Source organism: Paenibacillus sp. J22P277 (genome assembly GCF_059383675.1).
Genome location: NZ_JBXENS010000005.1, coordinates 103,075 through 122,937, shown reverse-complemented (window position 1 = coordinate 122,937; position 19,863 = coordinate 103,075). Strand labels below are relative to the sequence as shown.

Annotated in this window: 16 protein-coding genes; 1 reads left to right on the top strand and 15 read right to left on the bottom strand. The window is 59.8% G+C overall.

Annotated elements, in window-relative coordinates; translation table 11 throughout:
- Window positions 1-7: 7 nt before the first annotated feature.
- The 3 genes from AC50YL_RS17725 to AC50YL_RS17715 form a co-directional block, all read right to left on the bottom strand.
- On the bottom strand, window positions 8-1,021 hold the full coding sequence (locus AC50YL_RS17725) for a ubiquinol oxidase subunit II (protein WP_494833553.1): 1,014 nt from the start codon (window positions 1,019-1,021) through the stop codon (window positions 8-10).
- Window positions 1,022-1,351: 330 nt separating this feature from the next.
- The gene (locus AC50YL_RS17720; RefSeq protein ID WP_494833552.1) at window positions 1,352-1,657 is read right to left on the bottom strand and encodes a hypothetical protein; all 306 of its coding nucleotides are present in this window, start codon (window positions 1,655-1,657) and stop codon (window positions 1,352-1,354) included.
- 100 nt (window positions 1,658-1,757) lie between these two features.
- The gene (locus AC50YL_RS17715) at window positions 1,758-2,180 is read right to left on the bottom strand and encodes a MarR family winged helix-turn-helix transcriptional regulator (protein WP_161746966.1); all 423 of its coding nucleotides are present in this window, start codon (window positions 2,178-2,180) and stop codon (window positions 1,758-1,760) included.
- A 184-nt stretch (window positions 2,181-2,364) separates the two neighbouring features.
- Between AC50YL_RS17715 and AC50YL_RS17710 the strand changes: the two genes are divergently transcribed.
- Window positions 2,365-6,648 (top strand): bifunctional nitrate reductase/sulfite reductase flavoprotein subunit alpha, encoded by a 4,284-nt coding sequence (locus AC50YL_RS17710; protein WP_494833550.1) that lies wholly within the window; start codon window positions 2,365-2,367, stop codon window positions 6,646-6,648.
- Window positions 6,649-6,690: 42 nt separating this feature from the next.
- Here AC50YL_RS17710 and AC50YL_RS17705 read toward each other — a convergent pair whose 3' ends face one another.
- The 12 genes from AC50YL_RS17705 to AC50YL_RS17650 all read right to left on the bottom strand — a co-directional run bounded on the left by AC50YL_RS17705 (window position 6,691) and on the right by AC50YL_RS17650 (window position 19,832).
- Window positions 6,691-6,837 carry a hypothetical protein gene (locus tag AC50YL_RS17705; RefSeq protein WP_494833549.1) on the bottom strand — a complete coding sequence of 49 codons (147 nt, stop codon included), beginning with the start codon at window positions 6,835-6,837 and terminating at the stop codon, window positions 6,691-6,693.
- A gap of 95 nt (window positions 6,838-6,932) precedes the next feature.
- Complete coding sequence (locus AC50YL_RS17700) at window positions 6,933-7,535, bottom strand: hypothetical protein (protein ID WP_494833547.1); 603 nt, start codon at window positions 7,533-7,535, stop codon at window positions 6,933-6,935.
- A 15-nt stretch (window positions 7,536-7,550) separates the two neighbouring features.
- Window positions 7,551-8,648: a hypothetical protein gene (locus AC50YL_RS17695; protein WP_494833546.1), complete on the bottom strand. Its 1,098-nt coding sequence runs from the start codon at window positions 8,646-8,648 to the stop codon at window positions 7,551-7,553.
- A gap of 248 nt (window positions 8,649-8,896) precedes the next feature.
- The gene (locus AC50YL_RS17690; RefSeq protein WP_494833544.1) at window positions 8,897-10,819 is read right to left on the bottom strand and encodes an ABC transporter permease; all 1,923 of its coding nucleotides are present in this window, start codon (window positions 10,817-10,819) and stop codon (window positions 8,897-8,899) included.
- Window positions 10,791-11,564 (bottom strand): ABC transporter ATP-binding protein, encoded by a 774-nt coding sequence (locus tag AC50YL_RS17685; protein ID WP_494833543.1) that lies wholly within the window; start codon window positions 11,562-11,564, stop codon window positions 10,791-10,793. Before AC50YL_RS17685 ends, AC50YL_RS17690 begins: the two co-directional genes overlap by 29 nt.
- A gap of 82 nt (window positions 11,565-11,646) precedes the next feature.
- Window positions 11,647-12,639 carry a sensor histidine kinase gene (locus AC50YL_RS17680; protein ID WP_494833542.1) on the bottom strand — a complete coding sequence of 331 codons (993 nt, stop codon included), beginning with the start codon at window positions 12,637-12,639 and terminating at the stop codon, window positions 11,647-11,649.
- The gene (locus AC50YL_RS17675) at window positions 12,636-13,340 is read right to left on the bottom strand and encodes a response regulator transcription factor (protein ID WP_494833540.1); all 705 of its coding nucleotides are present in this window, start codon (window positions 13,338-13,340) and stop codon (window positions 12,636-12,638) included. The genes AC50YL_RS17680 and AC50YL_RS17675 overlap by 4 nt, the downstream gene beginning before the upstream one ends.
- Window positions 13,341-13,352: 12 nt before the next feature.
- Window positions 13,353-15,566 (bottom strand): serine racemase VanT catalytic subunit, encoded by a 2,214-nt coding sequence (gene vanT / locus AC50YL_RS17670; protein ID WP_494833539.1) that lies wholly within the window; start codon window positions 15,564-15,566, stop codon window positions 13,353-13,355.
- The gene (locus tag AC50YL_RS17665) at window positions 15,556-16,440 is read right to left on the bottom strand and encodes a D-alanyl-D-alanine carboxypeptidase family protein (protein ID WP_494833538.1); all 885 of its coding nucleotides are present in this window, start codon (window positions 16,438-16,440) and stop codon (window positions 15,556-15,558) included. The genes vanT and AC50YL_RS17665 overlap by 11 nt, the downstream gene beginning before the upstream one ends.
- Before the next feature lie 109 nt (window positions 16,441-16,549).
- The gene (gene vanG / locus AC50YL_RS17660) at window positions 16,550-17,599 is read right to left on the bottom strand and encodes a D-alanine--D-serine ligase VanG (protein ID WP_494833536.1); all 1,050 of its coding nucleotides are present in this window, start codon (window positions 17,597-17,599) and stop codon (window positions 16,550-16,552) included.
- A gap of 199 nt (window positions 17,600-17,798) precedes the next feature.
- Window positions 17,799-18,434: an FMN-dependent NADH-azoreductase gene (locus AC50YL_RS17655; protein ID WP_494833534.1), complete on the bottom strand. Its 636-nt coding sequence runs from the start codon at window positions 18,432-18,434 to the stop codon at window positions 17,799-17,801.
- Between the two features lie 210 nt (window positions 18,435-18,644).
- Window positions 18,645-19,832, bottom strand: coding sequence for a carboxylate--amine ligase (locus AC50YL_RS17650; RefSeq protein ID WP_494833533.1), 1,188 nt, complete (start codon window positions 19,830-19,832; stop codon window positions 18,645-18,647).
- Window positions 19,833-19,863: the final 31 nt, after the last annotated feature.

Below are 19,863 nucleotides of genomic sequence, written 5' to 3'. Positions count from 1 at the left end.
CTTCATCCTACTTGTGATTCATTTCACTTGAATTCATGTTGCTCATATCCATATCGCCCATGTCGTCCATGTTATCCATGTCGTGAGCGTCCTTCGTATCGGACTTTTCCTCGTCCGTATCGACCTTATCGTCGTCGTCTTTGTCCATGTCCATGTCCATATGATGGCCGCCGTTCTTCATCACGATGGAATCGAACAGCTCGGGCGGATAGGATGAGAACGATTGCTCGTCGGCTTTGCCCGGCGTTGCGAGCACTTCGTAGCCGGCCTCCGTCAACGCGTTCGAAGAGGACTTCACGGAATCGACCCATTTATTGAAATCGGCCTGCGACTCGGCGACGACGTTGAAGCGCATATGCGCGAATTCCTTGCCGCTGAAGTTGGCGCCCGTTCCGTAAAATTCGCCTGTCTTGTCGGCCTGCAGCCACAGCGACATGGCCATGCCCGGCATCGTGTATTCCTGACCGCCAAGCTGCGGAATCCAGAACGAGTTCATCGGCGCGTCGCTCGTCAGTTCGAAATGCACCTGCACGCCTGCGGGGATATGAACGTAATTGACGGTGGCGATGTTTTGGTCCGGATATTGGAACAGCCATTTCCAGTCGAGCGAAGTTACTTGGATCTCGACCGGCTTGACGTCCGTGACCGCGGTCTTCGGCGTTCTCGCCAAAGCGTACGTGTCTCTGGCCGTGTATCCGCCCAGGATGATGATAATGATGATCGGAATTCCCCACCACAGGATTTCCAGCACCTTGCTGTCGTCCCAGTGCGGTCTGTACGGTGCCGTATTGCCCGGTTTATCGCGGTAACGCAATACGATGAACACCGTAATGGCAAGAACCGGTATGACGACGATCGCGCACAGGATCGCCGACAAAATAATGAGCTTGTACTGCGTTTGCGCGACGGGTCCCTGCGGGTCGAACACGACGAATTTACCGTCGCACCCGGACAGGAGCACGGTCGTCAGCAAGCCGGTTATCAGCAGCAGCAAGCCGCGGATCGTGGAACGTTTCTTCATTTGCTACTCATCTCCTTACACATGCAAGCGTCCTTGAATGGCCCTTTGACGCTAGCATAGCAGATGACGAAGCAATTGGAACCGGCGTTAACAAAACCGTCAAGGTTCTGTTTCTTTTCAGACACTTTTCGTTCATGAGTCGTTCACGAATGGCGCAGTTAAGGGCTTTCATGGGCGCGGAACGGGAAAATCAGGAAGCGCGCCCTGCAAATGTTTTTTCCGTTTTGAAGGATTTTCGGAGGTTTGCCTTCATCGTTCGGGGCGGTTTTTCGGCATGCAAAAAAGAGGCAGCGACGAATCGCTGCCTCTTGCCATGTAAGCGCTGTTAGGTTAGGTGCGGATATGATCGAGCTGTTGGTTCGCGGTCGGTTCCTGCGGCTTGACGAATTTCGGCTGAAGCGCATGAAACAACGATCCGAGCAGCATGACCTGAATGCCGCCGATAATGAAACCGAACCCGACCATCAGGCCCAAATTCGTATCTTTGAAATTGTAGGCGAAGGCGGCGCTCATGATAATTCCGATGATCATCAAACCTACGCCGATTCTCGGCAGCAGCGACGTCCAGTACGATATTTTTTCCGCTTGCGTTGGGATACGCGTGTCCGTACCTGTTGCTTGTTGGTTGTCCTTCATGTGTGCAACACTCCCGTTGGCATATTGTGAATTTATTATATCACAAATTTGTCACCGGGCGTTCACTTTTTGTTCAATTATTAATAAATTGTTTTCTCGCCTACGCTTGGCTGAAATCCAGATGGGCATAATCCTTGAATTCCAGCAGGCCGGCCCGCTTCAATTCTTCCATATGGATCTCCGACAGCTCCTCCAATATTCCCTTCGCATTCTCCGTCAGACGGATGAAAATGCTCCTGCGGTCGCTAGGATTCGGAAAACGCTGCACGAGGTTCAGATCCTCGCAGCGCTGGATCAATTCGATGCACGCGTTCGGCGTGATTTGCAGGCGTTCCGCCAATTCCTTGGGCGTGGCGTGCTCGCGGCCCGGAAAACCCATGATGGACAGCATCAGCTGATGGTATTGCGGCGTAAGTCCCTTGCTGCGCGCGGCCTCCTCGCTGAAACGAATAAACTTCCGAATCTGATAACGGAAGAAAGCGAGCTGCTCGTAAATATGTTTAGGCAGACGTTCCTTGCTCATATTCTTGGCCCCTTCCTGAAGTCGGTCGACATCCTCGATGTTATATTAAATAACATAAACCATTCAAACATGATTGACAAGAATTATTGTGTTATATAAACTAACATTAACACTCCGTTGGTTCGTATTACGATATACTTTCAACCGCTCTGCAAAGACAATTTACCCGGCAAGGTGATGCAGCATGACAACCAAGCAAGTCAAAAGCGTATGTCCCTACTGCGGCGTCGGGTGCGGCATCGTGATGGAAGTATCCGGCAACCGCGTGGTCAAAGTGACCGGCGACAAGACGCATCCCGCGAATTTCGGGCGTTTATGCACGAAGGGCAGCACCAGCTGGGCCGCGATCGCCGCATCCGGACGGATGGAATACGCCTATAAGCGTACCTCCAGGACGGAAGCCCCGGCGCCGCTCGGCATGCAGCTGGCGATTCGCGAGACCGCGGGCAAGCTGCGCGCCATTCTCGACGAGCGCGGCCCCGATGCGCTCAGCTTCTACGTATCGGGCCAAATGTCGCTCGAAGCGCAATACCTCATTAATAAGCTTGCCAAGGGGTATGTAAGAACAAATAACATCGAATCCAATTCCCGACTGTGCATGGCGAGTGCCGGCAGCGGCTACAAGCTGTCGCTCGGGGCGGACGGTCCCCCCGGATCGTACCGGGACATGGACCGGACGGATTTATTTTTCGTCATCGGCGCCAACATGGCCGACTGCCACCCGATCCTCTATCTGCGCATGATGGACCGGGTCAAGGCCGGCGCGAAGCTCATCGTCGTCGATCCCCGCCGCACCGCGACGGCGGATAAAGCCTCGCTCTTCCTGCAAATCAAGCCCGGGACCGATCTCGCGTTGCTGAACGGCTTGCTGCATCTGCTCGTCAAGAACGGCGCCGTCGATCAGGCTTTCATCTCGGAATACACGACCGGCTGGGACGACATGCCGGCCTTCCTGGAAAGCTATGAACCCGCGAGCGTCTCGCGCATCACCGGCATTCCGGAAGCCGATATCAGGCTGGCGGCCGAATGGATCGGCGAATCTCCGGAATGGATCAGCTGCTGGACGATGGGGCTGAACCAGAGCACGCACGGAACCTGGCATACCAACGCCATCTGCAACCTGCACCTCGCGACTGGCGCCATCTGCCGTCCCGGCAGCGGTCCCTTCTCCCTGACGGGACAGCCGAATGCCATGGGCGGCCGCGAGATGGGCTATATGGGCCCGGGCCTCCCCGGCCAACGTTCCGTGCTCGCGGAAAGCGACCGCGGCTTCATCGAGGACATGTGGAAGATTCCGCGGGGCACGCTTCGGACGGAGCTCGGAACGGGCACCGTCTCGATGTTCCAAAGCATGGCGTCCGGCGATATCAAGGCTTGCTGGATCATTTGCACCAATCCCGTCGCGACCGTGCCCAACCGCAAGCAGGTTATCGCCGGACTGCAGGCGGCGGAGCTCGTCATCGCGCAGGACGCGTTCTTCGAGACGGAGACGAACGCTTACGCGGACTACTTGCTTCCCGGCGCGCTCTGGTCGGAAGCAGAAGGCGTGATGATCAACTCCGAGCGTAATCTCACGTTGATGCGCAAAGCCGTCGAGCCGCCCGGCGAGGCGATGCCGGACTGGATGATCATCGCGCGGATCGCCTGCGAGATGGGCTACGCCGATGCGTTCTCGTACGCGTCATCCGCCGAAGTCTACGAGGAGCTGCAGCAGGCTTGGAATCCCAAGACCGGCTATGATATCCGCGGCGCCTCCTACGAACGGCTGAAGGAAACGCCGATACAATGGCCCGCGGCGGCAGCGGACGGAAACGACCGCAATCCGATCCGCTATTTGAACGACGGCGTCGGCCGGAAGCAGACGGTACTCGGCGACGGCATCGTGCCGCGGCTGATGTTCCCCACGGAAAGCGGCAAGGCGGCATTCTGGGCTCGCCCCTACCTCCCGCCTGCCGAAATGCCGGACGGCGCGTACCCTTTCGTCTTGAATACCGGCCGCGTCCAGCATCAATGGCATACGCTGACCAAGACCGGCAAGATCGGAACCTTGAACAAGCTGAATCCAGGGCCGTTCGTCGAGCTTCATCCCGAAGACGCGGCTCAGCTCGGCGTTCGCGACCAAGACCGCGTCGAGATCGCCTCCCGCCGGGGCAGCGCCGTGCTCCCGGCCGCGGTGACGGATCGCGTCATGCCGGGGAACTGCTTCGCGCCGTTTCATTGGAACGATCTGTTCGGAAGCAAGCTTGCGGTCAACGAGCTGACGATCGACGCGGTGGACCCGATCTCGTATCAGCCCGAGCTGAAATTTTGCGCGGTGTCGCTCGCCCGGGTGACGGAACCGTATGAAGACGATGCGTCGATGCCCGATGCCGCGGCACCGCATACGATCGCGTCGGAAGCCGAAAGTTCGTTATACAAGGAGGAGACGTTTATGGCCAAAGTGGATACGCTGGCGAGCATGCTGGGGATCGAAGCTTCGTCGGCGGTGACGCTGGACGTTCACGAGAAGATGTATGTGGCCGGATTCATCGCCAGCCTGCGAACAGACGAATCGAAGTCGGCGGCCGGCATTCCCGTGCTGCCTCCGACGGCCCCGCTCGAGCAAACCAAGCGGTTTTGGCTCGACGGGATTCTGGCCGGCATGTTCTCGCGGACGTATCTTCCCGAGCCGTGGTCCGCGGTACCGGTCCCGGCGGCGGCTTCGGCCGGGACGGCGATGACGCCGTTGCCGGGCGCGCCCGCGCAGCATGCGGCTGTCGACGCCGCGAAATTAGAAACGGCAGCCGCAGCAGACATCGTATCCGGCTCTGCGAACTCCATGGCGGATGAACATGCAGCCACCTTGCCTGCATCCGGCTCGAACCGGCCGATCGCCCCGCGAACCGGCATCACGGTCTTATGGGCTTCGCAGACCGGCACGTCGGAAGGCGCCGCGATCGATTGCGCCAAGCGGCTCAAAGCGGCGGGCAACGACGTGCGGCTCGTGAACATGGACGGCTACGACCTGACGGAGCTCCCTTCCGAACGCCTGCTCGTCCTCGTAACCAGCACGTTCGGAGACGGGGAACCGCCGGATAACGGCACGCGGTTCTGGCAGGCCCTTCAAGCCGCCGGCGTACCCGGCCTGCCGGAGCTGCATTATGCCGTCTTGGCCTTCGGCGACTCCAGCTACGGCGAGTTTTGCGGCTTCGGCCAGAACTTGGACGCGCGGCTCGGTCAGCTTGGCGCCAAACGGCTGATCGACCGGACGGATTGCGACGCCGACCACGAAGACGCCTCCAGCCGTTGGCAGCTGCGGCTGGAAGCGGCGGTCGACGCATTGCGCCGGGAGCCGTCGGACAGCGGCGATACCGATACTCGCCGTTACGACCGCGGCAACCCGCTCTCCGCGAAGCTCGCGGCCAAGCGCTCTCTCAACCGGGAAGGCTCGGAGAAAGACACCCGTCATTATATCTTCGATCTTACGAATACGGGGCTGCGCTATGAAACCGGCGATGCGCTCGGCGTATGGCCGACGAACGATCCGGCGGACGTTGACGAGATCATCGCCGCGGCGAAGCAGTCTCCCTCCGCCGTCGTGCTCGTCAAAGGCAAAGAGACGAGCTTGCGCGCGGCGCTGGGCAGCCATTTCGACATTACGCGGATCACGCCGGGCCTGCTGCAGTTCGTTCAACTCCGGTCAGGCAGCGAAAAGCTGGCCGGTTTGATGCAGGAGGATCGCAAGCAGGAGCTGAAGAAATGGCTCTGGGGCCGGCAATTGGCCGACTTGCTTCAGGAATTCCCGATTGACGCCGAAGCAGGAGAACTGATCGCGGCGTTGAAGCCATTGCAGCCGCGGCTGTATTCCATCTCTTCGGGCGCGAACCATAACCCCGACGAAGTGCATATCACCGTATCGACGGTCAGATATCAAGCGAACGGCAAGCTCCGCAAAGGCGTATGCTCCGCCTTCCTGGCCGAGCGCGCGGACGAAGCTTCCGAGGTGCCGATCTTCGTTCAAAAAGCGCCGCATTTTCGTCCGCCTGCCAATCCGGAGGCGGCGATGATCATGGTCGGCGCAGGAACGGGCATCGGGCCGTTTCGCGGGTTCCTGCAAGAACGCCGGGCCGTCTCGGCGGCGGGGAACAACTGGCTGATCTTCGGCGAACAGCGCGAAGCATTCGACTTCTATTTCAAGGACGAGTTGGACGAGATGCGGGAGTCCGGGCTGCTGACGCGGCTGACGACGGCGTTCTCGCGGGACCAGCGGGAGAAGGTATACGTGCAGCACCGCATGCAGGAGCACGGCGCAGAGCTGTGGGCGTGGATTCGGGAGGGCGCCCATTTCTACGTCTGCGGCGATGCGGGCATGATGGCGAAGGAGGTGGAAGCGGCCTTGAAGAAGCTCGTCGAACAACACGGCGGCATGACCGCGGCGGAAGCGGATGCCTACGTCAAGGAGATGTCGCGGTCCAAGCGGTATGCCTAGGATGTGTACTGAGTTCGCAAGAATGCGGCAACGGGGTAGCCTTCATGCTCCGTCGCTTGGCACCAAGCCCTGCAAAACGCGAAGAACATACGCCAATTGCCCGTCCTCCTCGTACAAACGCAAACCATAGACGTAAGCCATGACAAAAAAGCAGTTCAGCCGGATCTTCAGGCTGAACTGCTTTTCCATTTCTGCTATTCCATATCGCCGCGAAGGCGGTCTCCTCAAGCGGCCGCTAGGGCTGCATTTTCATCTCGAGCTAGTATTGCCGATAGACGCCGCCGCTAAGGCTGTTCCTTCTTTTCGCGAAGCAGCTTCGCGATTTCCGCGTCGAGGGCGTCCGGCCCGCCCGTCTGCCGCAGTTCGGACAGCGCTTCGGCCGCCAGCGTTTCATGCGACAGCCGCTCGAGCTCCTCCCGCTGCCGATTCGCGGCGACTGCACGGCCCGTCTCGACTTCCGCGGACGCGGCCAGCTTGCGCATCGAGAGCATATCGTGCTTCGCGCCCGCTTCGTCCACGGCTTGCTTGAACGCGGCATACCGTTCCTTTGTCAGCCGGATCCCTTCTTCCATGCCGCCGGCCGTCTGCCGCTGCGATTCGAGCTGCTTCTTGCAATCGAATTCGCGCTGCAGGCAGCTCCTCGCGCCGTCCGCGTCATTGCGTTCGGCCGCCTGCTCGGCCTGGCTGCGGAAGCCGGCAGCCTGCCGTTCCAATCCCCGCAATCGTTCCTTGACGCTGAGCAGCTCGGATTCCAGCTTGCTGACGGCAACGGCAAATTCGCGAAGTTTCTCGCCCGCGGTTTCCAGGTATGCTTCGAACGAGGATTCGCCCCGGCTGGACGACGATTCGGATTGAAACCATCCTTTTACCCGGCCCAGTAAACCCATATGATCGCTCCTGCCTTAATCTTCGCAATATTTGCGGGAATCCGCCGTTTGGAACGACGCTTGCGTGATGAACCTGCCCGGTTCGCCATCGTCGCCGTATTCGAAGACGAACACGTGGCCCCGCGGGATTTGTTTGTCCAGCACGTTGACGTACGGGGCAACCACCCGGTACACCGACGGGAACGGACAGCAGTACCAATACGAATCTTCCTTGATCATGCCTTGCGCCGCCAGCTGCTCGACCGTCGTCTCGTACTCCCGCTCGACCGGCGTTTCCACGAACAGCTCCCAGTGCTCGTTCAAGTCCTCGATCGCCTGCGCGCGTTCGCCGGAACGGTTGATGTCGCGGATCGCGAGCTCCGAGGTGACCTTCCAGATATCCTTGGAATCGAGCTTGCAGGCTTTGAATGCCGCGCCGCTCCGGTTAAAATTGGCCGGGATCCGCTTCAACAGCTCGGGATCCTTCAGCCCCTGCGCGATCAGGATGAAGTTGGACAGCGCGATCCAGTATTGCTCTTCCGCTTCCTCGTGACTCTCCGGGGAGACGCGGCGGCCGTTCGAGATCGTGCCGACGATGGCGTCGCCCGACTGCCTGCGGGTGCGCGCTTCTTCATACAGCAGGATCGCTTCCTTGTAGCGGTCCCCTTCGTTCCGCGCGAGATCGACGTCGAGCTTCAGCAGCTCCTCCATGTCTCCGGCGGCCCGGCGAAGTCCGGCCAGATGCTGCTCCGGGCAAGGCTTCGGTCCCTCGATCTGCTGGCCGAGCGTCACGGGCAGCTCCAGCTTCGCGGAGTTGGCAAAGGCCGCCTCTTGCCTCGCGGCCACCATGATGTTCGGAAGGGCCCCGTACCATTCGTCCGCTTGATCATGCGTGACGATCGGCACCGGCTTCGGTTCCCCTTCGTCGAAGGCATCGCCGATCAACGCGTCGGCCATGGTTTGCAGGCTTCTCGCCGCCTGCACGAAAGCAAGCGCCCGGGGCGAGTTGTTGCCGGCGAATTCGACATGCAGCGAGTAGACTTGCTCGCCCAGGCGCTTGTAAGCTTCCAAATGCTCGATCGGGCAGATCTTCTGACCGGTGATGCCTTCCCTGATCCAATCCATTAATCCCATATTCGATACCTCCAGTAACGATGTAATGAATTGTACGCCGTAATTTCCACCATGTTTCATAAATGTTGTAAAATGACTCATCCATCATACCACAGAAAACGTTCCGCTTAGGCGGAAATCGGCCGGCGCGGCGGGAACGGGACGGCCTCAAATGGCAGCTTCCCGGCCGCGAATCGAAGGAGCCCATAAAAAAATCCCTCGAAATCCGGGGGAAACAGATGCATGGCCGCTAACGTCCGCCGCCGCGCTCAGCTGATCTTCCGCTTCAAATGCTCGACCGTCCTCCAACGGGCAAGCAGGAAATACGCCAATTGAATGGCCGCGAACGCGCCGAAGATTTTAAGCGAGTTGGCCAGTATCGAATAGCCGACCAGCCGATGCAGCGCAAGGAAGGCCACCGTGCTGTGAACGAACGCCATCGCTAACGGGACGAAGAACATCAGGAACAGCTGCCGCGTCATGATCCGGCTCAGCTCCTTGCCGCTCAGCCCGACTTTGGCGATCATGCCGTATTGCTTCTCGTCGCGGTCCATATCCGCGTAGAGCCGGAAATAGATGGTGCTGGCGGCGAACGTGAAGAAGACGATGCCGACCAGGCCGCTGACGATAAACAGCATGCCGTTCTCTTGCTTGGACGAGAGCCATTCGAGCGACAGGGCGCGCAGGTAATCGCCGTCCTGCCCGCCGTTGTTGATGCTGTCCATCAGCTCCCTCGATACTCCGACGGCCTTATGCCAATCGGGCACGGTGAACAGATAGGTCTTATAAAACGGATCGGCATAACCCTGCTTCAATTTATCGAACAAGCGATCCGTGATGACCGCCGTTCCCGCGTAGCCGATGTCCGGCAGCACGATACGGGGCGCGTATTTGACAAAGTGCGGACTCGCCTTCTGATTGCCGACGGTCAACTCCACGGGTCCCGGAGGATATCCGGTCTGGTCCATATCCTCCTTCTGCCAGACGTAGGAAGGCGTAAGAAACATCTCGTCGTCGCTGCTCAGCGTCTCCGCGCGATAGCCGAGGTCGGCCGCCAATTGATTGTATTCGCTCAATCGCACCACCGTATAACCGCCTTCGGTGCTCAACGGAAGCATCGCATGCGCCTTGTACGAATAGCCAGCTTCGGTCAGCTTGTCGCCGATTGTCTTGACCTGCTGCGCGCCGAACGAATCGTCCGGGCCGGTGGAATAGCTGTAGGCGTAAGGATTGACCATGGACGCAAGCCCGGGATCCCCCAGCGCGAGCGTCGTGCCGATGCCGGTAAACGCGACCGCGGATACGACCGCGACGATGAAGAACGTCGCCGCGTTGTCCTTCATCCGATAGGTCAGCTCCGAGATCGTCAGCAAGTTCGTTCTGCGGAGGAACAGCTTGCTCCCCCTAAGCGAACGAAGCAGGTAAACGCTGGTTTGCGTAAAAAGGAAATACGTCCCAGCGATCGCCAGGACGACGCCGCCGAGCAGCTGCTGGAACGAGGTATGCCGCCGGTTGATCGCGAAATCGAACACGATGACGTAACCGGCGGCGAGCAGCAGCAGCGCGAGCACGGACAACCATGCCGATGCAGCCGGTTCCGGCTTCGGTTTGTCTTCCGAGCGTATAAGCTCGGCGACTCTTTCCTTGCCCGCCATGACGGAGGTGAGCGACGCGATCAGCAGGAAGAGCACGCCGAACGCGATCGCCGTCAGCAGCACGGCCTTCAGCGGCACGTAGAAGCGGAGGCCGTCCTGGATCGAGAGCAGCTGCGCGCTGGCCAGCAGGATCAACTTCGAGAAGATCAGGCCGATGCCGATGCCGAACGCGAGCGCGGCGAACCCGATCCATGCGTTCTCGACGAAGAGCATCCGGTTCAGCTGGTTCCGCGACATGCCGAGCAGGATCAGGATGCCGAATTCCCGCTTGCGCAGCTTCAGGAACGCGCCGACCGAATACAGCAGGAAGAAGAACGAGAAGAAGAAGATGATGACCTCCGACACCTGCATGCCGATCGTGCCCAGCCTGCTGAGCGTTCCGCTCGAGGATACCAGCTGCCCTTGCAGATCGGGATGGAAGAGGAGCAGCGCATACGTGAAGAAAATCATGACCGAGAACGCGCTGCTGAGGAAATGCGCCATGTAGATCCGCTTGTTGCGCAGGACGTTATGAACGGCGAACTGGCGAAAATTCATGGTCCATCCCTCCCATCATCGACAGCAGATCGATGATTCGCTGATAGAACGCGGCGCGGCTGTCCCCGCAGTGAATCTCGTTGTACAAGCGGCCGTCCTTGATGAAGATCACGCGGTCGCAGTAGCTGGCCGCCGCCGGATCATGCGTCACGAGCAGCATGGTCGTGCGGTCTTCGTTGTTGCGCTTCTCCAGGATCTCCATCACGTCGCGCGCGGCGCGCGAATCCAGGTTGCCGGTCGGTTCATCCGCCAGCACCAGCTTGGGGCGATGGATGAGCGCCCGGGCGATCGCCGTACGCTGCGCCTGCCCGCCGGATATCTCGTACGTGCGCTTGTTCATGATCGGCGCGATGCCGAGCTTCTCCGCGATCTCCTCCGCGCGCCGGTTCATCTCGCCGACCGATATGCCGTCGAGCACGAGCGGCAGCACGATGTTCTCCTTGACGCTCAGCGTCTGAAGCAAGTTGTACGCCTGAAATACGAAGCCCAGTTCCCGCCGTCTGAACAGCGCCAGCTGGTCGTACGTCAGCTTGTACGGGTCTTCGCCCGCGATTCTCACTTCGCCGGAGGTCGGCCGGTCGATCGTGGACACCATGTTGAGCAGCGTCGTTTTCCCGCTCCCGGACGGCCCCATGATCCCGACGAACTCGCCTTCGCCGACGGTAAGGTCGATATTCACGAGCGCTTCGTAAGAAACGGCGCCAGTATAGATCTTGCCTAAGCTGCGGACGCTCAACAAATCCATCTCTTATCCCCCTTGAATGCTTGATGTCATCAGTGTAACCCCTGCAGCCCCGGCAAACCTATTGATTGCCCTTTCAGCCTGCTTACAACGTTGTAAGCTGCCGTCCGAACACGATGCGTACCGACGTGCCGGAGCCGACCTCGGATTCCAGCTCCAGCCGCAGGTCCAGCTTGGCGCCCACCTCGCTCGCGAGGTACAGCCCCATGCCGGTGGATTCCTTGAACGACCTGCCGTTCTCGCCCGTGTAGAACGCTTGGAATACGCGCTTCAGGTCAGATTTCGGAATGCCGACGCCCCGGTCGCGGATCTCGAGCACGACGGCGCCCGGACGATCGAAGGCGGAGATGGATACCGTTTCCCCGCTGCCGGCCGAATATTTGATCGCGTTGGAGAGCAGCTGCATGACAATAAACCGAAGCCATTTGGCATCGGTTTGCACGACGTGCCGTTCGTCCACTTTCACGTCGGGGTAGACATGGCTGCGGATGAACAAGCGTTTGTATTCGTGCACGGCTTCGTTCACCGTCTGCCGCAGCGAGACGGGCTCCACGCTGAAATCCTGCTCGAACGTCTCGAGCCTGGCCGTGTACAGGACCATCTCGATGCTGTGCCGCATCCGGTCGAGCTCCTCCGAGATGCTCTTGAAGCGCTCGTCCTCCTCGTCCTGCGTGATCATCTCGATGACCGACAGCGGCGTCTTCATCTGATGCGCCCATTGGTTAATGAACGTGAGATGGTCGTTCTGCCTGCGCTCCCAAGCCTGAATTTCGTTGCGGTAATGGCTGTACTGGACTTCCAGCAGACTCCCGAGCGCGGCCGGAAGCGGCGCGGTCTCCCTGCGTTCCACGGAGTGGCCGAGCGAAGCCAGCCGGTTCGTCAACCGGGCATAGAAGCCCCGATGCGTCACGTAGCGGATGAGCAGATAACAGCTGAACAGCACCGCGCTCAAGAAGACGGCATAGCTTGCGGTCGACGCGCGGTCGAATCCGTCCAGCCGGTATACGAGCAGCACGATCGCCCACTGCAGGACCGACCAGAATGCGAGCGGCAAATGCTCGCGCATGAACAGCTTCATCGTGCGGACTCATCCTTCCATACCAGGTTCAGACGGTATCCGGAGCCCCGCACGGTCTCGAGGGCGTGCTCGATCCCGAGCTCGGCCAGCCGTTTGCGGATGCGCGTGATGTTGACGCTGAGCGTGTTGTCGTCGACGAAAGCATCGTCCCACAGCTTGTCCAGAATCGTCTCCCGGCTGACGACGCGGGGGCAACGCTCGATCAGCGTCTCCATCAGCACGGTCTCCTTCCTGCTGAGCGCAACCGATTTGTCGTGCAGGTGAAGCTCCATGCGTTCCGGATAAAGCAGCAGCCCCGATTGGCTGACCACGCGTTCCTCCGACTTGGCCGCGAAATCGCCGTACGCGCGGCGCAGCTGGTTGCGGATCTTGGCCATGACGATCTCGTAATGAAACGGCTTGGTCATGTAATCGTCCGCGCCGTTCTCGAGGGCCATCAGCTGGTCCATTTTGCCGCTGCGGGCCGAGATGACGATGATCGGGCATGTGGAGAAGGACCGGATTTGGCGGCACCAATAATAACCGTCGTAACTGGGCAAATTGATGTCGAGCAGCACCATATGGGGCTCGATCTCCTTGAACCGGTCCAGCACGCGCTCGAAATCCTCGACGATCACGCCGTTGTAGCCGTATTTTTGAATATGGGACTGCAGCATCGCGGCGATCTTGCCGTCGTCTTCCACGATCATGATGTCGTACATCCGTTCACTCCTTTACCGTGAGGCATGAATCCCGGGGACGAGTTTCTTTCCCGGCTGCTTTCGCTGCTCGGCCTGGTACTGCTTGGAAGCCCGCGTTCCGAGCGCGCAGACGATCTCGTTCGTGATCGTGCCGGTGCGCTTGGCCATCTCCCCGGCGGTGATCCGCTCGCCGCCGTCTTCTCCGATGATGGTCACCGTGTCTCCCTGCCGCACGCGGTCGATGCCGCTGACGTCCACCGTCAGCTGATCCATGCAGATGCGGCCCACGATCGGCGCCCGCTTCCCGTGGATCAACACGCTCCCGCCGCGCTCCGACAGCTCCCTCGGAATCCCGTCGGCATAGCCGATGGCGACGGTCGCGATCCGCGTATCCGCGGAAGCCGTGAAGCTGCGGCCATAGCCCACGGACTCTCCGGCCTCCACGACATGCACGCGCGATACGCTCGCCCGAAGCGACAGCACCGGCCGCAGCTCGATCTTCGTCCGCGTCGCGTCGCTTTCCGAGGACAGCAGCCCGTACAGCGCGATGCCGGGACGAGCCAGGTCCATCGCAAGCTCCGGGAAGTTCAGAATGCCGTAGCTGCTCTGCAGATGAAGCATGCCCGGGTGAAGTCCGGCCCCCCATACGAGCGACACGACATGCTGAAAACGGTCGATCTGTTTCCGGCTGAACGCGATATCGTGCGGATCCAGGCTGTCCGATTCCGCCAAATGGCTGAACGTTCCCGTCACCTGCAGCCGGCTGTGCCTGTACATCGACAAAATCTCGTCGTCGTGATCGCTTTGCTCGCCCAGCCGGTTCATGCCGGTATCGATCTTGACGTGCACCTTGAATTTGCCGCCGTGCGCTTGCAGGCGCCGGGCATCGTCGGCATGGATGACCGTTTGCGTCAGCTTCCATCGGACGAGCTCGGCCAGCCGGTCCGTCGGCGTGTAGCCGAGAACGAGAATGTCTCCCTTCACGCCGCGCTTCCGCAGCTCGATGCCTTCCCCGATCTCCGCGACCGCGAAATGGCGAATGCCCGAACCGTACAAGCGCTTGGCGATCTGCACGCTGCCGTGGCCGTACGCGTTCGCCTTGACGACCGCCATCAGGCTTGTCCCCGCAGGCAGCGCGCTTTGCAAAGCCGCGGCATTGTGATCCAAATGCGCCAGGTTGATATCCACCCATGCCCGCTGCCCGCCGGCCTTCGGCGATGATTTGCGTAACGCGAGTATAGCAATCGCGGAGGCGAACAGCAACGACAAGACGGTAACGGCCGCGTAGAATACGATGCTGTTGCCGACCAAGATCGATTGGAGTCCGGTGAGTTTCGCGAACCCGCGGACCAAGATGATCACCAAGGGATGGATCAGATACACCGCCGTGCTGGCGTATCGAACTCGGGGACGCGACTTTCCGCCGACGGCCAGGAGCAGCGCGAACAGCGCGAGCTCCGCCGGAACGGCCGCGAGGTACATGGCGTCGTGCAGCGGCAACGCATATCGGTGCAGCAAGATGCCTTCCGCGAGCAGCGCGCAGAGCGAGACGGCGAACAAGGCAGCGTAGCGCTTCATGCCGCCGAGCGATGCCGCAATGCGCGAATCGCCCGCCGCCGCCGAACCGAACGCCGCGCCGAGCGCGATGTAGAGCGGCGCGAAGAAGAGCCCGTTGCGCGTCTGTCCGAACGCATCGAACAGCTGGCCGTAGAGACCGGCGATCGGGGCGCTATGCATGGTTACCCCGTAATAGCTGTCCCCGAACAGCCCGACGGCATACAGCGCGCCGGCTGCGGCCAGCACGAGCCGATTCGGCAGCCTAGCACGGAGCCCGTACACGATCAAGGTGCCGATGATGAGCGCCGGAAGATACCACAAGTGATAGAACGTACCGCCGAAGAACATATCCTTCGCGATCGAAGCGGCCGTCGACTCGCTGCCGAAGTGGCCGTTATAAAGATTTACCGGCAGGTACAGCAGGATGCCGACCCCGTAAAGCGTCCCGATGCGGCTCAGGAATCGCTTGACGGGCGGTTTGCCCGCCCCTCCGTCCCGCTTGGGACGGAAGAAAAAGAAACCGGAGGTCATGAAGAAATACGGAACGGTAAGGCGGGAAATAATATCCGTAAGCGCGAAATCGGCTGCGGGACTCAAAGAAGAGAGCGGCCCCGTATGATTCGCGATCACGAGCATGGCCGCGAATAGCTTGATCAGATCCAGGCTGCCGTAGCTTCGGTTAGCGGACATGACGAATCGTCCCCTTCTCGTAGGCGGCCGCGACGACGAAACCGTCCGCGTTGTTGCCGGACAGCTCCCATCCCGCGGATTCGCCGGCGCCCGGTACCGGGACGGCCGTCCCGCCGGGAAGCGCGGCGACGTAGTAGATCTCGTACGTACGAACGCCGTTCCCGAACAGCAGATGCTCTTTCCCGAAAGCATACTGCTTCAGGTAAGCCGTGTATTCTTCGAGGCACAGGTTCTCGCGCGTCATGATCGCCGCATGCGGGCGGCCTACGTAGCGATAATGCCAGGGCTCGCAGGCAATCCCCGTAATCTCCGTCTTGCTCTCCTGATAGCGCTGAACGAAGCCGTACTGCGGCGCCAGGCGACGGAATGCCGCGCTTGCCCCTTCGTCCTCGGGGAAGGAAGGCGCGATATAGTCCAGGCCGCGGCCGGCCAGGCCGACATCGACGGCAAGGCCGGTCTGATGCTCGCTTGCGCCCGGGAGCGCCACGTAGCTTTCCGTATATGCCCGTCCGCGTTCCCGCAGCGTGTCCATGTAGATGTTCTGCTGCGTTTCCTTCGAGCGGTACCCGCTCACGACGGCGATCGTGTCCCTGCCCTCGCAGGCATCCAACAAAGCGGACAGCTGCGCGAGACATTCCGCATCCAACCTAATCCGGGGCTCCTCTCGACCGGCCGCCTGCAAAATGCCGTTCGGCACGGCCTCGAGCCGCAGCGTATACGTCGTGACGGGATGCGCTTTGTTGACCAGGATCAGCGAGCCGTCGTGCAGCTCGTCCTTGCTTAAGCACGAAGCCGCATACTTGCCCGCTTGCGGCAATCCGCGCCGCAGCGTCCATGCCGGCGCATCTATAGGGTTTCTCGTTATCGATTTCATATGCGACACTCCTCGCTCCAGCTTGTTTAACCTTAAGCCGAGTGTAGCCGCTTCAGCCCGTTTCTCCTATTGATCCGGCTTTCAACTCCCTTACAACGTCGTAAGGTAATCATGGCAGGAGCGCTTCCGCGATCAGCCGGTCCAGCAGTTCGGGGAAAGCGATGCCCGCCTCCCGCATCATGTTGGGATAACGGCTCGCCGCCGTAAAGCCCGGGATCGTGTTCACCTCGTTGAAGAAGAGACCGCCGTCCCGCGACAGGAACAAGTCGACCCGCGCGAAGCCCGCGCAGCCGAGCACGCGGTAGATGCGCAGCGCCGTTTCCCGCGCTTCCAAGGCTTGGACCTCGTCGATCCGGGCCGGAAGATGGATGGCGGAGGTACGCAGCGAATATTTCTCGTCCAAGTCGAAGAAGCCGCCGGCCAGCTCGATTTCGTCGAGCGCGCCGGTCACGGGCTTGGAGCCGCCCAGCACCGCACAGCCGATTTCGAAGCCGTCGATATGCGTTTCGATGATGATTTTGTCGTCGTGCAGCAGCGCCGTCGCGATGCCCGATTCCAGCTCCGCCTCATCATGCGCCTTCGTGATGCCGATGGAGGAACCGGACCTCGCGGGCTTGACGTAGAGCGGGTAGGCCAACGCGTCCAAGCCGCTTCTCTTCCCGGCTTCCCACTCTTCCCGCATCAGCGTCAGGGAAGGCGGAACCAGGATGCCTGCCGCCTCCACGAGGGTTTTCGCGACCGTCTTGTCCATGCAGACGGCCGAGGACAACGAGCCGCAGCCCACGAACGGCATGTCCGCCAGTTCGAGGAGCCCTTGGAGCGTGCCGTCTTCGCCGTTCTTGCCGTGAAGAACGGGAAAAACGACGTCGAGCGGCGTGAACCGGTACTCCGTGCCGGCCAGCTCGAACAAGCCTTTCGCCGCCCGGTTCGGCGACAGGAATACCGGCACGCAGCTGGGATGCGCCAGCCAGCGGTCCGCCTTGATGTCCTCGACGCCTCCGCCGTAACGGAACCAGTGCCCCTCTCTCGTGATGCCAATCATGACGACGTCGTACTTATCGGTATCCAAATGCGCAAGGACGGCCGATGCGGACGAAAGCGATACTTCATGCTCCGTCGAAGCGCCGCCGAACAGTACGCCCAGCGTTATTTTATCCATGGTAACCACTCCTTTGTTTCGGCCTTCTGCGAGAACGGCCTATTCCGAGTGTAATCCGGCTCCTCCGTTTCTCCTATTGATTCGGCTTTCAGCTACCTTACAGTTTTGAAAGACAAAAAAATCGGGCAAGAGGGGGCCTTGCCCCTCTTGCCCGATCTATGCATGCGGCTGAAGCCCGCGATGCGAATAATGGAATGGATTAGAACGTTTTTGCGATTTCTTTCGCTTTCACGATAGCGTCGGCTTTGATTTGCGGCGCTGCGGCAGCGTTAGCGGCTACGCCTTCTACGAACAGCGGTTCGAAGGAAGGAATGCCGAAGAACATGGCGATTTTTTTCAGGTAGCTGTGGCCGCTTTCGAATGCTGCTGCAGGACCTTCGGAGTAAACGCCGCCGCTGGCTTGAATGTGCAGGCCTTTTTTCTCCGTCAGCAAGCCGACTGGACCTTCGGACGTGTATTTGAACGTTTTGCCGGCTACGGCGATCGAATCGACGTATGCTTTCAGAACCGGCGGGAACGAGAAGTTCCACATTGGCGATACGAATACGTATTTGTCGGCAGCGACGAATTGATCGACGAGTTGGCCCAGGCGAGCGACTTTCGCTTTCTCGGCGTCGGACAGTTGGTCGAATCCGGAACCGGATTGCAGTTTGCCCCAGCCTGCGAATACGTCGGCATCGATTTGCGGGATGTCTTCTTTGAACAGATCTAGGTGAACGACTTCGTCAGCCGGGTGCGATTCGCGGTATGCGTCGATGAATTCTTTACCTACAGCCATGCTGAACGAAGCTTGGTGATCATGCGGGTGGGCAGTGATGTACAGTACAGTTGCCATTTTCTTTATAACTTCCCTTCGGTTTGGTTTAAATTTAAGACTTTCTCATTATGATCTGTTTTTGCATCCTTGGGAAGAAGGCACATCAAAGTGTTCAAGTATCCATAATGATACCATCAAAATTTTCCATTGTTTACATAATCTATTTATGTGAATGAACGCCTTCTTCCCCTGTTCTGCTTCATACGCGTCGTCCGCTTTGGCATTCACCTAGCCGGTCAGCTTGCGTTTCGCTTTCCTTAGCAGCATCAGCAGAAAATGCAAGCCCGGCGCCGGATCGCGCACGCTCCATATCGCCGGCGCCTGACGGACGAAGTACGAGCGCAGCACCTGTCCGCGGCTCAGCTGCTTCGCACGGATATAAGCCCTGGCCGACAGGATATCCTCGTACAGATAGTTGAATACGATGCCGGTGTCCCGCGTCACCGCTTTCGTCCCGATCTCGCCGCCCGTCAGCTCCGCGTACGCCAGCATGGGGAAATTGATGCCGCATTTCTGCAGCAGCACGTTCAGCGTCGTCGTCCTGGCGTTCACCTCGATCAAGTAGAACCGCCCGTTCTCCGCGTCCCGCTTGAATTCGATCTCGGCGAAGCCCCGATAGCCGATCGCTTCCAAGAAAGGCGCGCCGATGGCGTTCAACTCCGGTTCGTATTGCTGGCGGGTAAACGTCGAAGCCCCGAAGTTGATGGGATACTGGCGCAGCTTCCGGCAGGTCATCCAATGCGTGACCTTGCCCGATTGGTTCACGTAGGCGTCGTACGTGTACATATGATCGTCGAAGCCCGGAACGATCCGCTGCGCCACCACGTCCATGCCCGCCTCCTCGGCCTTCGCGATGCTCGCGCGGAGCTCGCCGAGATCGAAGCATTTAAACATCTTGACCCGGAACATCGACACGAACGACGCGGAGTCCGCAGGCTTCACGATGCAAGGGAATCCGATTCGATTCGCGACCTTCGCTTCGAAATCCGGCTCCGACGGATGCGCCGTCTCCGGCACCCGCACCCCGTGACGGACCGCGAGCTGATGCAGGAAAGCTTTATCCATGACGCTGCTCCAGAAGCCCTGCTCCGTCATGTTGAGGAGATAATAGCCGCGCAGCACATCCAAATGCCGATCGACGAACTCGACGTACGGATCGCCGCACGGAAACAAGACCGGCTTCGCCTCCTGCCGCTTGGCGTAGTCGATCAGCTCGCGCAGCGCCGCTTCCTCCTCGTCCCGGTAATGCGGCATGATGCGCTGTTCCTTTAAATATTTCGACTTCGATGCGTATGTATTTTCCTTGGCGTAATCCATCGCCACCGTATAGACGCCGTTCGCGCCGAGGCAGCGGATGACGCTCAGTCCGATAAAATAGTTGGAGCCCAGTATGACCGCCTTAGCTTTATGCTTCATTGCCGCATCCCTCCGAATCGCTGCCATGAAT